Below are 14,308 nucleotides of genomic sequence, written 5' to 3' on the forward strand. Positions count from 1 at the left end.
TCCCATTCACCTACCCACATTACAGGACCCAACCTATGACATTCAGATGCCTTGTTTCTTTCTTACTATTCATCACTATGGCCCTTGCCGCGTGCAGGCAGGAGACGGAGCCTCCCCTACAGAAAGGAGAGGCAGTGCGCCTTCTGGTAAGGCAAAACGGCAAGTTCGGCTATATTGACCAAAGTGGAAAACTGGCGATCCCGGCCCGATTCGAGAACGCGTCACTTTTCTCCGAAGGGCTGGCAGCAGTGAGGATTGGTGGCAAGGATGGCTATATCGACACATCCGGCAAAATTGTCATCGAACCCCGGTTCAAGGCGGCCTCTATCTTTAACGAAGGGCTGGCGGCAGTTCTGGTTGGTGACAGGTGGGGGTATATCAACAAGGCCGGCAAGATGGTTATCCCCTCAAGCATTGTTTCGACCTTTGCTTTTACCGAGGGTTTGGCGGTAGTCGTGGCCGTCACCAAAGATGGTTACAAGGCCGGGTACATGGATGCAACGGGCAAGATGATCATTCAGCCGCTTTACGAAGATGCAAGGTTCTTTTCAGAGGGTTTGGCGCCAGTGAAGAAGGGAAAAAAATTCGGCTTTATCAATCGTTCCGGGACCATGGTGATCCAGCCGATGTTTGATGATGCTACCCCCTTCCGCGAAGGGTTGGCTGCCGTGAAGATCAATGGCAAGTACGGCCAGTGGGGCTTCATCGATACCAATGGCGTCTGGGTAGTAGAGGCAAAATATAAAAACTGCCTCCGGTTCAAGGAGGGCGTGGCCGCAGTAGAGCAAGAAGGCACCTGGCGGTTTATTGACCGGCGAGGCAAGGATGCCGTGCCGCTGACAATGGACGGACCATCGCTCTTTTCAGAGGGGCTTGCGCCGGTCAAAATAAGGGGGAAAGTCGGTTACATCGACCGCCAAGGACGAGAGATCATCCCTCCCCGTTTCGAGGCTGCAACGATTTTTATCAAAGGGTTGGCGGCTGTGCGCCAAGGGGACCTGTGCGGATACATCGACAAGAAAGGGAATCTGGTCGTTCCTCCCACCTATGAGTGGTACCAGCCAATTATCGACCAAGTGGTCACCTTCGCGGCAGAAATTGAGTAAGTCGTGACGAAAATGCTAAAAGGCTTGAAGGTTTAACAGGTTTACTTGTTAACGGATGGCATGATATTTTAATAAAACCGGCAACGGAGCCGAAATTTGGAGGTTTCTCACTGTGGCACCTCTTGAATCAATCTTTGTCTGGATATCCCTCTGTGGTTACGGAATCATCAGTAGCCTGTACATTTATGCCTTCGTCTTCAGGAAAGAAAACATCCTCCAGAAGATCATCTACCCCATTGCTGCGGTATTTCTGATCCATACAGCCTCCATCATCGCCAGGTATGTTGCTGTCGGGAACCTGCCGTGGGCAGGGGATTACGAATCGGCAACGGCAGGTTCCTGGTTCGTGGTGCTGTTTACCATCATCTTTATATGGAAACATCGCAGCCTCAGTGCCATCGGCGTCGGCACTATTCCGTTCTCCCTGCTCCTGTTCGGTTTCGGTGTCATGCGTTCTCCCCAACTCATTCCCATGTCGGTTTCTTTGAAGTCTTTCTGGTTGGGAATCCATGTTTTATTTGCCTGGCTGGCTTTTGGCGCTTTTGCCATCGCCTTCGGCCTGGGAATTATCTACCTTCTTAAGGAGAAGAACCCCCGGAAGGAGTTTTACGCAAAATTCCCCGATCTGCCGATGCTTGATGAATTGATGTTCAAGTATGTGGTCTTCGGCTTCATAACCGATGCCGTGATGATCCCGTCCGGAGCTATCTGGGCCAAGGATCTGTGGGGGAACTATTGGTCATGGGACCCGGTTGAGACTTGGTCATTGGTGACATGGCTGATATATGGTTGCGCCATTCACCTGCGTCTCACCATGGGGTGGCGAGGCCGCCGACTGGCCTGGATCGTTATTTGGGCATTGGCTGGAATGGTCATTACCTTTTTCGGCATCAATTTCTTTGTCACATCGAGCCTGCACCTCTTCCGTGCGATGCAGGGGCAGTAGGAGCAGGCGTGCTGAAAAACTTACTTGCAGCCCTCAAGTCTTTGAAGGTCACTGCCGCACTGATCATTGCACTGGCGATGCTCTGCCTGTTGGGAATCACAGTGCCCCAGAAGTCCATTCTCGGCAGGGAGGCGTACTTGGCATGGCAGCAGGATCATCCCACTCTGGTCGCCTTGCTTGAGACCTTCAATCTCACGGAGTTCCACTCTTCCCCCCTGATGATGACCCTGTGGGTGCTGTTTTTCGGAAACCTCCTGTTGGTCATGATCGACCGGCTGCCTGGGATCTGGAAACTCTGCAGGGAGGTGCGGCTACCTGATAATGCCGGGTTCGTGCAAAGCTACCGCTGTTCCGCTGAACTGAAAGGTGCATCGCTCGATAATATTGCATCGGTTCTGGACAGTCATGGCTATCGGGTGATGCGTGACGGCGCGGCGTTGGCCGGCATTCGTAATCGCTATGCCCCACTGGCCACTTTGCTGTTCCACCTGAGTTTTCTGCTGCTGCTGGCGGGAGGGGTGCTAACAATCTATACCAAATTCCGCGCCGAGGTTGATCTGGCTGTCGGAGAGCAGTTTGACGGGAATTATAAACAAATTTTTACACGCCCCAAATTCGGCACCGTGCCGTCCTCGAAATTCACCGTAACCGCTGTGAAACCGACCTACTACAATCAGGCGGTGCCGGTTGACCTGGCAGTTGATCTGGAGACCCGTCAGGGAAGGAAGAGCATCAGCATCAATCGCCCTTACTATGATGGCCGGTTATCCTTTCTCATCAAGACTGTCGATGTCGCCCCTCTTTTTGTCGTTCAGGATTCTGCCGGCAAAGAGATCGACGGTGTGTTCGTCAAACTCAAGATTCTGAACGGTGATGAAGATGGCTTTTCTCTGCAAGGGTATACCGTCCGCGCCCGGTTCCATACCGACATTGTCGCCGAGCAGAGCCGGACAAGGGGCCTGTCGTCAAACCTGCCCCAGGCGCTGAAACAGCAGCCGAATGACAGCTCATCCAAACAGACCAGGGAAATCGTCAATCCAGCAATGACACTCTCCCTTGAAAAAGATGGGCAGAGGCTGCAGACCGTAACCCTCCGCCCCCATGAGTCCGTCTTGTTTGGCAACGGGCAGCGCCTGGTATGGCAGGACTACACCTACTGGATCAATTTTTACGTTGGGCAGGAAAGGGGGCTCATGATAATTTACGCCGCTTTCGTGCTCATGACCATTGCGCTGGTCATCCGTTTTGGCTTCTATCGCCGTGATATTCGAGCCCTGGCAGAGGAAGAGACGGTATTTCTTGCCGGCCGGTCCGAGTACTTCCCGGTCATGTTTAGGGAAGAGTTCGCCGGACTTAAGGCGGCAATGCAGTTTTCCGGAACAATAGAGGTACAAGACGAGCCATGAAGCTGATTCTTGTCTCACCCCCATTCGGTGAAAAAGGGCAAAAATCGAAAGGCCTTCCCATTGCGCCGCCGGTGCTGGAATATCTTGCCGGGCTGACCCTGCAGGTTCGTCCGGACGTGACGGTTGAGCTGGTAGATGCCAACAAGGAGCAGTTCAACCCGGACCAGGCCGATGCCGACCTGATCAGTTTCACGGTGCTTACCCCCCAGGCTCCCTGGGTCTATCGCATGGCTGACCGGCTGCGCCAAATGGGGCGGCAAGTGCTCCTTGGCGGCATACATGTGACGGCACTGCCCGATGAGGCGGGTCGCCATGCCGATGCTATTGTCCTTGGCGAGGCTGAAGAGATCTGGGGAGCGCTTCTGGACGATGCTGAGAAGAGGCGATTGAAGCCGGTATATCAGGGCGGATTCCCGGAGCTGAAGGGGCTCTCCAGGCCAATCACCAACCTGTGGAAGACCAACTACGTTTACGGCTATTTTCAGACTTCCCGCGGCTGTCCCCATCGCTGCACCTTCTGCTCGGTTCACGAATTCTTCGGCGGCCGGGTGAGAACCCGCCCGATTGACGAGGTGGTTGCCGAGATTGCCCAAAGCAAACGGCGCCTGTTCTGGGGGATCGACGACAACGTCTGGGGTGTCAACATGGACTATACCATCGAGCTCTACCTGGAGATGGGGAAGAGCCTACGGGGCAAGTCCTGGTTCGGCTCAGGCGACTTGGTTTCGGTGGACCACCCCCGGGCAGGCGAGCTTTTGACCAATGCCCGCAAGGCCGGCTTAACGGCGGTGCTGGTGGGCTGGGAATCCAACAACATCGGCAGCCTGGAGGAGTATAAGGCGGTCACCAAGCAGGGGCGACAGCGGCGGGATGCCATTAAAAAAATCCGGGATCATGGCATCGAGGTCATGCTCTTCATGATGATCGGCGGCAGGCAGGACCGGCGCGAGGATTACGAAGGCATACTCAAGTTGTGCGATGAACTGAAAGTCTCGGCCCATCCGGTTATGACCACTCCGTTTCCAGGGACACAGCTGTACGAGCTGTATAAGCCGTATCTTGTTCCCGGCCTCGACTGGGACAGCTTTGACGGCAATCATGCCGTATTTACCCACGATGACCCACTGATGAGCATCGACTACCGGGAAGAGGCGATCGTCAAGCTGCGGGCCGAGCTTTTCACCATTCCACGAATTCTGGGACGTATCCCACAGATCTCCTGGCGCGGTTTTCCCATGTCCCACATCACTTCGTGGATGATACAGTATCCCCAGGGGCGGGCATTTACCCAGTTCGCACGGGAGCGGGAAGCACTGAAGAAGACCGAGGCACCGGGATAGCGGAACTTGGCCTGTTGGGAGTTTGGTTTCTGATATATATCGGTACTGCCGACTGCTGCGCGATTGGATCGAGGTGAGATGAAATGCTTGATAAAAGGAAGATCAGTGCCATTGTCCTTGGTGCATCTTTTTTTTCCGGGGCTGCGGCGCTGATTTACGAGGTGGTCTGGTCACGGGCTATGTCGCTGGTACTGGGGAGCACCGTCTACGCCCTCTCAACTATGCTTGCCACCTTTATGGCCGGACTGGCTGTTGGAGGGTTCATCGGCGGGCGTCTCGGAGACCGGATGGACCCCGTGAAGGCGCTTGGCCTCTGCGAGATCGGTATCGGTATAGGCGGGATCGCCAGCATTCCTATTATCCATGCGCTGCCGGAGCTTTACGCAAGGATGTACCAGTCACTTCACCTGAATCCTCCCCTGTTTTTCACGGTCCAGATTGCCCTCTGCGCTTTGGTAATGTTCTGGCCGGCGCTTCTCATGGGGGCGACCTTCCCCCTGGTGACCAAAAGCATCACCGGTGAGCTTTCCGAGGTGGGGCGGAAGATCGGCATCGCCTATGGCACCAACACCCTTGGGGCGGTGTTCGGTTCCCTGTCTGCAGGGTTTTTCCTTATTCCCACGCTTGGAATCAAAGGGGCAACCTTTCTGCCGGCAGGAATCAACGTGATTCTTGGCATTGTTCTCCTGTTGACGGCACGTTCAGGCTTGCGCCCGGCGATTGGGATATTTACGCTCTTTTTAGCCGTGGCGGCCTGGAGTGCCGAGACGAAGGAACGAACCACCCTGGTCAATTTCTACACTGCCAATCGGGGTAGTAGTTGGGCGGAGTTGCCATTGGTGCAGAGCCCCTTTTTGGAATCTGCCCGGGTTTTTCATGAGGAAAACGCCTCCGGTTCGGTAAGGGCCTTCAGGATGCCGGACGGGAACCTGATGCTGCAGGTCGGTGGAAAAATCGAAGGAACACTCCAGCCCGATATCGCTAATACCCGCCTCCTTGCTTATCTTCCCCTTGCGGCCCACACCGAACCCCAAAAGGCTCTCATCATAGGTCTTGGGGCTGGCATTACCGTAGCCGCTGCCAAGGGGCATGTACCGGTAACGGACCTGGTGGAAATAAATCCGGCGGTGGTCAGGGCAGTGGCCCATCACGGAAAAAAAGGGCTGCTTGACGGGGTAAAGGTCATTGTCAATGATGCGCGACAATTTCTTACGATGAATGATGTCCGATACGACGTTATCTCCTCCGAACCGTCTTATCCCACCGAATCAGAGGTGGCGAGCCTCTTCAGCAGCGAGTATTACCGTATCGCGGCCGGCAGGCTGAATGAGGGAGGAGTATACTGCCAGTGGCTTCCCTATTACGTGCTTGCCAATGACGATGTGACGATGATGATCAAAACATTTGCCACGGCATTCAAGCATGTGATGCTCTGGAAGGTGCCTGAATCACTTGATCTGATAATGCTTGGCCGGAATATCCCGTTTGAGCGCGGAGAGGGGGAGATCAGGGAACGAGTTCACCGTATGGCCGGTGAAGATCTTGACTTTGTCCTGTCCCGGACTCCGGAACAGGTGGCAGAGCTGGTCAAAGACGGGCGTATACCTATAAACACCGATGACAGGCCAATTCTGGAGTTCCTTCTGGCCCGTAATTTTCTTATGGGGGATATTGCCCGTATAGAAAGAGACGAGAACCATTGAACCAGGTTCAGCGGAGCTGCCTCGCAGAAGCAACTTTTTGTACCTTCTATATTTGACAATGAGTGAGCAAGGAGAAAATCCAATGCAGATCAGCCCGGAGCTGGGTGTGGCCATCATGATGAACAATTATTTTCACGATGTGGCCACCGCACTTCTCGCCGCCTCCGCCTTCGTCATTCACGCCATCGTCAGGACCCAGGCAGTTATGGCAAGTCGGGAAGCAAGCCTCTTTTTCCTCAGGACCTATGACCAGATGGTCAAATTCTTTCGCTTTGCCCTCTGGTGGATCATTATCGGCGGCATTCCCCGGACCGTCTTCTACACCAGTTTCGAGTGGGCTAACGCCGCGGACAAACTGCAGGTGCCTGCATTGATGGTCAAGCATGTGGTGATGGCAGTGCTGGTCATCTGGGGGGTCTATGCATGGCGCCGGCTCAAGGTGAAGGTTGCAGCCCTCAGGCAAAGCGTCCAGGCCGTCGCTCAAGGGTAGGCTCCATTGCTCCTGCGCATACTGAAAAGCTCGTTTCTCAAACGGCCAAAGGCGGTATTGTTCCTGTTGCTCTCCATAACCATGGGCGCTGCCGTGGCAACAGCCTTCCTTGGTATTTACGGAGAAGTATCCCATAAGATGGCCCTTGAGTTACGCAGCTACGGCGCCAACATCCTCGTGGAACCCTCCGTTACCGATGATGGGGGGGAACTGGTCGAGGCCGACCTGAAAAATATCAAAACCGTTTTCTGGAAGTACAACATTACAGGCTTCGCACCATACCTCTTCGGTATCGTCGAGCTGGAAGCCGCCGGCAGAAAAGAACGCGGCGTTGTCAGCGGTACCTGGTTCGCCAAGGAACTGCAGGTGGAAGGGGCAGAGCCGTCAACCCAGGGGGTACGGCAGATTGCTCCCTGGTGGGAAATAGCCGGTGAATGGCCTCAAGCTGCAGACGAAGCAATAGTCGGCGTCTCCCTGGCAAAAAGATTCGCCTTGAACCCGGGGAGCGAGATCATTGCCCGAAAGGACGGCAGAAGCCGGCGGTTCAAAATCTCAGGGATCGTGACCACTGGCGGTTACGAAGAGGAGCAGCTCTTTGCCCCGCTGGCGACAGTGCAGGGACTGCTGGCAAAGGAAGGGCGCATCTCCAGAGTTCTGGTCAGTGCCCTGACGGTGCCCATGGATGAGTTCGGCTCCAGGGATCCGGCGACCATGAACAAGCTTGAATACGAAAAATGGTACTGCACCGCCTACGTCACCTCGGTTGCCAAGAATGTGGAGGAGGTAATGACCGGGAGCAGGGCCAAGCCGATCTGGCAGATAGCCAGTGCCGAAGGTTCCCTGCTTAAAAAATTCAATCTGATCATCATCCTTCTGACGTCCCTGGCGCTGGCGGCATCGGCCATTGCCGTCTCCACCAGCCTCATGGCATCGATGGCCGAAAGGCAAACGGAGGTTGCGCTGATGAAAACCCTTGGCGCTGACCGCTTCCAGGTAATCGCCATTTTTATCGGCGAGATTCTGATCATTTCCGTGATTGGGGGGCTGCTCGGCTACCTGCTGGGGGATCAGCTGGCAGAATTGATCAGCCGTGTGGTGTTCAACTCCAAGATCAAATCGCCTCTATGGCTTTTTCCCACTGCCATCCTGTCTGCGTTTGCCGTTGCCGTGGCCGGTAGCGTAGCTCCGCTGCAAAGGGCGTTGCTCATTAAGCCGGTGCAGGTAATAAAGGGGTGATATGAGCAGGAAACGCTGGTTTTTTCATGTGGTAACCCGCTCCCTTGCCCATCGCAAGGGTGGCACGCTGCTGCTGTTGCTTGTTCTGGCCATGGCATCGAGTCTGGTTACCGCTCTGGGGATTGTTTCCTTCTCCATGGAGAAAAAGATCGCCGAGGAGATCAGGCGGTATGGCGCCAACCTGGTGGTTGTGGGAGACAGTGCCGGAATGGAAGTGGGAAGTGGTGGCATGAATTTCGGTATGATAGCTGAACCGGCTTATGTGGCTCAGGGACAGGTGGAACAAGCCCTATTGCAGGATCGTACCGTACGGGCGGACTATTCCCCAAGCCTGCGGGGAGCTTTCAATCTTAAAGGCAGAAATGTTGCTGCGGATGGCGTTGAGTTTTCAACGGTACGCAGGCTCTTCCCCTGGTGGCGGGTGAGTGGCGGGTGGCCGCAGGCACACGAATGCCTTATCGGGAATGACATTGCCCTGCGTCATTCCGTAAAACCGGGTGATGAGCTGACTTTGGCGGGTTCGGCCGGAAATCTGGTTGTCAGGGTTGCGGGAATTGTCTCCAGCGGCGGCGAAGAGGATGGGCTGGTTTTTGTTAATCTGCAGGCCCTGCAGAAGGCGCTGGGAGTGCCCGGGCAGGTAACGGCAGTCAGAGTTTTGGCTTCGGCGTCGGGTGAGGATCTCCGGCGGTTTGCGGGCAACCTGCAGAAACGTCTGAATGGGGCTAAGGTGAAAGAGGTTCGCCAGGTTGCCAGGACCAGTGAGTCGTTGCTGAAAAAGGTTCAACTGTTGATGCTGCTGGTGACGGCGGTGGTGCTGACCGCCTGCGGCGGCAGTGTTGCCGGCACCATGGGCAGCAGTGTGCTGGAACGCGGCAAGGAGATCGGCCTGCTCAAGGCAATCGGCGCCTCCAGGAAAGAGGTCCTGCTGCTTTTTGGGGCAGAGTCTGCCTTCTTGGGTCTTGTTGGGGGTCTGGCAGGATATGTTGCCGGCTATGCCATTGCCATCCTGGTTACCGAAACGGTCTTTTCCGTGGCTGCCGACTTTTTGCCTGCCCTTTTCCCGGTTGCCCTGGCGGCCAGCTGTTTCTTGGCCCTCCTTGGCAGCACGGGATCCATGATCGCGGTTTACCGTCTCGATCCGGTTTGCAGCCTGAGGGGGGAATAGGGGTGACATCCGTGAAAACTGAGTCTTCGATCATCAAGACCGTTGGATTGACCAGAAGCTACGGCGAAATTTGTGCCCTGGCGCCTCTGGATTTGCAGGTAACCGAGGGGGAATGGCTGACGATCATGGGGCATTCAGGGTCCGGTAAAAGTACTCTGCTGAATCTTTTGGGGGGTCTGGACCGCCCAACAGCCGGCACTCTGCTGGTTGACGGGGAGAACCTCCTTTCCCTCAGTGAAGACCAGTTGGCCAGGTTCAGACGGGAATCCGTCGGCATCATCTTTCAACAGCACCACCTGATTCCCTATCTCACCTCATTGGAAAACGTGATGATGGCCCAGTATTTTCACAGCATTCCCGATGCTGTTGAAGCCAGTCTGGCACTGGAAAAAGTGGGGCTGGGCAAGAGGCTGGCCAACCGGCCGAGAGAACTGTCCGGGGGGGAGCAGCAACGGGTCTGCATTGCCAGGGCTATCATTAACAATCCGAAGCTGCTCCTCGGCGACGAGCTGACCGGCAATCTCGACCATAAAAGTACCCATTTGGTTATGGAATTGCTGAAAGAACTTCATGAGACGGAACGGTTTACCCTGGTGCTGGTTACACACAATCAGGAGGTGGCCGGCTGGGGACAGCGGACCATCTTCATGGATGACGGCACAGTGGTAAAGGATGTGCGGCAGGGGAGGAGTAACTGATGCCGCTCCTTGTCAAGGGCTTGACCTTGCTGATTCTCTGGGGTGTCCTGGTAGTGGGCCTGACGCGGGCCTTTGCCGCGAGAAAGAGTGCGCTGACGGCCGGTTCCGTGCTTGGGCTGATTACCGGCACTGTTGCCGGTTTCCTGCTCTTCGGTTCTTTCACCGGCGAACTACCCTTTGCCATCATTAAATCTCTGGTTGCCGTTGCCTTTATTTCCCTTTTTATCGTAGCCGCTTTTGCCTGGCACAAGGCTCCTGCACCTGCGATAACGGTGTTCTCTCCTTCTCTGTCCGACCATCCTGCTGTCACCGCAATGGCAGCCTTTCTCACCGCTACGGTTTTTGCCATCCTGGCTGTCTTTCGTCTATCCAACAGCGGCGATAATGCCACAGTGCTTGCAGTAGGCTTCATTCTTCTGGCAATGGTGGAACTCTGGCTGGTGGTTTACCGGCTGGAGCCGCTCCTGCCATCGGTCCTCAAAATGCCCAGGGGGGGGCTACCCCTTCTGGCCGTCTCCCTGTTCCTGTTTATCGCTTCCTCTTCCCCCCGGCTCGACCTTTTTTCGCCCCTCAGCATGAAGGTGATGAAGCTTATCCATGACTTCGTCCACCAGTTTTTTGAATCCATGCTCATTCCGGACCATCCCTTTTTCCGTACCGATGTCTGGGACTATATAGGAATGCTTTTCAGCAACGGTGTCGGTTTCTGGGGGGGGCTTATCATCTGGTTTATTCCAGCGGCATTGATAGCAATTGCCGTATTCCGCCAGCCTCTCCCTTCGGTGGCCCATGTGCGACAGGCCGCCACACGCCGCAAGTTGATCGCGGGCCATCTCCGCGAACGGCGCTGTCTGCTCTTTTTTCCGTTTTTTGCAACTATATTGATGGCAGTTGCAGTATATGAGAGTGGCCACCCTTCTGTTGAATACTGGGACCCGAAGCCTATTGCCGTAAAAGCAGATGGTGCTGGGACGATTCACATCCCTGTCAAGGATGGTGAAACAGACCTTAAAGATGGGAAACTTCACAAATATATCTTCCTGCAGGGTGCAAAGAAGGTACGCTTCTTCGTCCTTTACCGTTCAGATGAACTGACCGTCGTCCTCGATGCCTGCTCCATCTGCCAGCCGGAAGGGTACGGACAGAGCGAAGGTACAGTCATCTGTTATTATTGCAAGACCTTGATCCCGCTGGAGACGGTGGGCAAGCCGGGAGGCTGTAATCCGGTACCAGTCTCATTCACCGCCGACGCTGGTGGTGTGCATCTTTCTGCCGTGAGTCTTATCAACACCTGGAATGAACAGGTTCAATCGGCGAAAAAAGTCCCAGGGGGGCCAGAATGAGGCGCCTGCTCCGAGGTTTTCACAGTATCATCGCTTCACGTGCGGTAACTCCCATCATTCTTGGATGTTTCGCTCTCATCTACATTATCATCGCCTTTTACACTGACGAGACCTTGGTCGCTCTTATGGCCCTTGTCAGGAGTAACAGCCCCCTTATCCTGCTCCTATCCTGCATACCGGTAAATCTCCTTGCCATTCTTTGCCGCGAAACAGCCCAGTTCAGCGACAGAAGGCATGCAGTAAGGCTTTCAGCGAAAGGATTACCCGTCGGGACTTATCAGGAAAGGGTATTTCTCGGCACAGTTCAGACAGGGCTGTTGGAGAAAAAAATTGAACAATCAGGCTACCATTATCGAATAAAAGGAGACTCTTGCGCTGCATGGAAGGGAATAAGCATTTTCCCCGCTCGATTTCTGTTTCTCATGGGCAGCTTTTGTCTCTTTGCGGGCATATTGGTCAGCCTGACCACCAAGGTTTCTCTGCGGGATGTCGTTATAGAGGGGGAACCCTTGCCCGAGGCAGTCGGGGTGAGGGGGCGAGTAGAGCAAATCACTCTTCGTCAACATAATGGCATCATTTTGTCCCATAGCCTCGACATGGACATCACCTTAGGGGAGGGCGATGAAGCGAGCGTGAGAAAATTCGGCGTTTACCCCCCTGGCCGGATTAATGGTATCTTTTTCTATCCCCGTTACCTCGGCCTTGCCCCACTTATCGAATTTACTCCCCCTGAATCCGGACAGGTTTTTTCCAGCTATATCAAACTAATGATCTACCCTCCGGGAAAAGAGGATGGCGTCCAGATTCCCCGGTCTCCTTACAGGATATCCTTTACCATCATCGAGCCCATGACCGGGGCAGAGCCGTATATCACAGGCAAGTTCAATCTGCGCTTCAAGGTCTTGAAAGGCAACGATCAGGTTTCGGAAGGAACGCTGCCACTGGGGGGGACCGTGAGCAGGGGAGGGTACACACTTTCTTTTCCTGATGCAAAAAAACTTGTTGCTGTAGATTTTGTCAAGGATCCTGGCCTGCCGCTGCTGTGGATCGCCGGCCTTCTCTTCCTGGGAGCAATTGTTGCTTATATTCCCATCAGAATGTTTGCTCCACGCAGGGAGATTATCTTTATTCAACGTAATGGATCAACAGAGGTCTTTTCTCGGGCAGAAGGACGAGCAGCAAAACACCGCGGCATCCTCCACAATATGCTCGATCACCTCTGCCAAAGTCAGTGATTTCACATTTTTTCAGCAACCAGTATTCCTGATGGCCGGCAATTTTTCTCTGTGAAGTTGCACAAGATGCTAAAATCTTGCTTGTAAAAAATCAGGCTGAATAACCATGCAGGGGAGTGGAAATTGCAAAACAGAGGGTGGAGACAGTCCATGGAAGCAAGCAGAGCAAAGAAGATCCTTTTTGTCACCCCTCCGTACCACTGTGGCGTGGTGGAGGTCGCCGGGCGGTGGATACCGCTGAACTTCGTCTATCTTGCCGGTGTTGCCCGAGAAGCCGGTCTGGATGCGGAGATATACGATGCCATGACCAAGGATCATGGGTATCCTGAGATCGAACAGCGTTTGCAGGCGTCTACCTTCGATGTGGTGGCCACGACAGCTATTACTTCCACCATCAACGACGCTCTCAAGACTCTGCAACTGGCGAAGCAGATCAATCCCAATGCCGTCAGCATCATCGGCGGAGTCCATCCAACCTTCTGCTATGAGGAAGTTTTCAATACAACCGATGCAGTGGATTACATCATCTGCGGCGAAGGGGAGACAACCCTTAAAGCCCTGCTGATGGCACTGGAAAAGGGAACTGACGTGGCCGAGGTTCCGGGGGTTGCCTTCAAAAGGGATGGCCGCGTCATCAAAACCGCCAAGCGCTGCTTTCGGGAGAATCTCGATGATCTGCCAGCAGCCTGGGACCTCCTTGACTGGTCTGATTACAAGTACTTCGTCATCCCCAATTCCCGTTTAGGCGCCATCAGCACCTCCAGGGGCTGTGATCACGATTGCATCTTCTGCTCACAGCAGAAGTTCTGGGAGCAGTCGTGGCGGGGTCGGGATCCGCAGAAGGTGGCAGACGAAATCCAGTACCTCTTCGAGATCTATGGGGTAAATGTCTTCCTCATTGCCGACGAGTACCCGACAAAAGACCGGGAGCGGTGGGAAGCCCTGCTTGATATGGTCATCGCAAAGGACCTGCCCATTTACCTTCTTATGGAGACAAGGGTTCCGGATATCATCCGTGACAGGGAAATCCTCTGGAAGTACCGAAAGGCCGGGGTGGTTCACATCTATATCGGCATCGAAGCCACCGATCAGGAAACCCTCGATTTCATCAAAAAAGAGCTTGATGTGGACCAGTCAAAGCTGGCCCTTGATCTGATCCACGAGCATGGCATAATCACCGAGACCTCTTTTGTTCTCGGCTTTCCCGATGAAACAAAAAAGAGTATCGAAAAAACGTTGAAGCTGGCCCAGTACTATAATCCCGACAATGCCCATTTCCTTGCCATAACGCCCTGGCCCTATGCCGACATGTTCAATGACGTCAAGGACTACATCAAGGTTCATGACTACGCCAAATACAACCTCATCGATCCCATCATCGAGCCGAAACGGATGAGCCTTCTCCAGGTGGACGTGGCCATTGTCGACTGCTATCGACGTTTTTACATGAAGAAGCTACCTGAGGTCTTCAACATGAAGGACCCGTTTAAGCGCGATTACTTGATGAAGGCGATGAAGCTGATCATGAACAGCTCCTTCATAATCAAAAAGCTCGGTAAGGGTACGCTGGGCAAGGTGCCGGCAATGATCGAAGAAATGATGGCAAAGATGTCCTGAACCTGGTTTTTGTAAAAAAGCGG

General features: G+C 54.2%; 12 protein-coding genes. All 12 read left to right on the plus strand.

Annotation, left to right across the window (positions count from 1 at the left end):
• Window positions 1-134: 134 nt before the first annotated feature.
• Window positions 135-1,106 (plus strand): WG repeat-containing protein, encoded by a 972-nt coding sequence (locus GEOB_RS00280; protein ID WP_049764252.1) that lies wholly within the window; start codon window positions 135-137, stop codon window positions 1,104-1,106.
• 112 nt (window positions 1,107-1,218) lie between these two features.
• Window positions 1,219-2,052 (plus strand): cytochrome c biogenesis protein CcsA, encoded by an 834-nt coding sequence (gene ccsA / locus GEOB_RS00285; protein ID WP_012645162.1) that lies wholly within the window; start codon window positions 1,219-1,221, stop codon window positions 2,050-2,052.
• 8 nt (window positions 2,053-2,060) lie between these two features.
• Window positions 2,061-3,458: a cytochrome c biogenesis protein ResB gene (locus tag GEOB_RS00290; RefSeq protein ID WP_012645163.1), complete on the plus strand. Its 1,398-nt coding sequence runs from the start codon at window positions 2,061-2,063 to the stop codon at window positions 3,456-3,458.
• Window positions 3,455-4,798, plus strand: a complete 1,344-nt coding sequence (locus GEOB_RS00295; RefSeq protein WP_012645164.1) for a B12-binding domain-containing radical SAM protein — start codon at window positions 3,455-3,457, stop codon at window positions 4,796-4,798. The genes GEOB_RS00290 and GEOB_RS00295 overlap by 4 nt, the downstream gene beginning before the upstream one ends.
• Before the next feature lie 83 nt (window positions 4,799-4,881).
• Window positions 4,882-6,501, plus strand: a complete 1,620-nt coding sequence (locus GEOB_RS00300; RefSeq protein WP_012645165.1) for a spermidine synthase — start codon at window positions 4,882-4,884, stop codon at window positions 6,499-6,501.
• Window positions 6,502-6,583: 82 nt separating this feature from the next.
• The gene (locus GEOB_RS00305) at window positions 6,584-6,991 is read left to right on the plus strand and encodes a hypothetical protein (RefSeq protein WP_012645166.1); all 408 of its coding nucleotides are present in this window, start codon (window positions 6,584-6,586) and stop codon (window positions 6,989-6,991) included.
• Window positions 6,992-6,997: 6 nt separating this feature from the next.
• Window positions 6,998-8,227 (plus strand): ABC transporter permease, encoded by a 1,230-nt coding sequence (locus tag GEOB_RS00310; protein ID WP_012645167.1) that lies wholly within the window; start codon window positions 6,998-7,000, stop codon window positions 8,225-8,227.
• A 1-nt stretch (window position 8,228) separates the two neighbouring features.
• Entirely contained in the window at window positions 8,229-9,392 is a 1,164-nt protein-coding gene (locus tag GEOB_RS00315; RefSeq protein WP_012645168.1) for an ABC transporter permease, read from the plus strand.
• An 11-nt stretch (window positions 9,393-9,403) separates the two neighbouring features.
• A complete protein-coding gene (locus tag GEOB_RS00320) occupies window positions 9,404-10,090 on the plus strand; it encodes an ABC transporter ATP-binding protein (RefSeq protein WP_041267215.1) in 687 nt (228 codons plus the stop codon).
• Complete coding sequence (locus tag GEOB_RS00325) at window positions 10,090-11,433, plus strand: DUF2318 domain-containing protein (protein WP_012645170.1); 1,344 nt, start codon at window positions 10,090-10,092, stop codon at window positions 11,431-11,433. Before GEOB_RS00320 ends, GEOB_RS00325 begins: the two co-directional genes overlap by 1 nt.
• The gene (locus GEOB_RS00330; RefSeq protein ID WP_012645171.1) at window positions 11,430-12,668 is read left to right on the plus strand and encodes a hypothetical protein; all 1,239 of its coding nucleotides are present in this window, start codon (window positions 11,430-11,432) and stop codon (window positions 12,666-12,668) included. Before GEOB_RS00325 ends, GEOB_RS00330 begins: the two co-directional genes overlap by 4 nt.
• 150 nt (window positions 12,669-12,818) lie before the next feature.
• Window positions 12,819-14,285, plus strand: coding sequence for a B12-binding domain-containing radical SAM protein (locus tag GEOB_RS00335; protein ID WP_012645172.1), 1,467 nt, complete (start codon window positions 12,819-12,821; stop codon window positions 14,283-14,285).
• Window positions 14,286-14,308: the final 23 nt, after the last annotated feature.

This window comes from Geotalea daltonii FRC-32 (assembly GCF_000022265.1).
GTDB lineage: Bacteria > Desulfobacterota > Desulfuromonadia > Geobacterales > Geobacteraceae > Geotalea > Geotalea daltonii.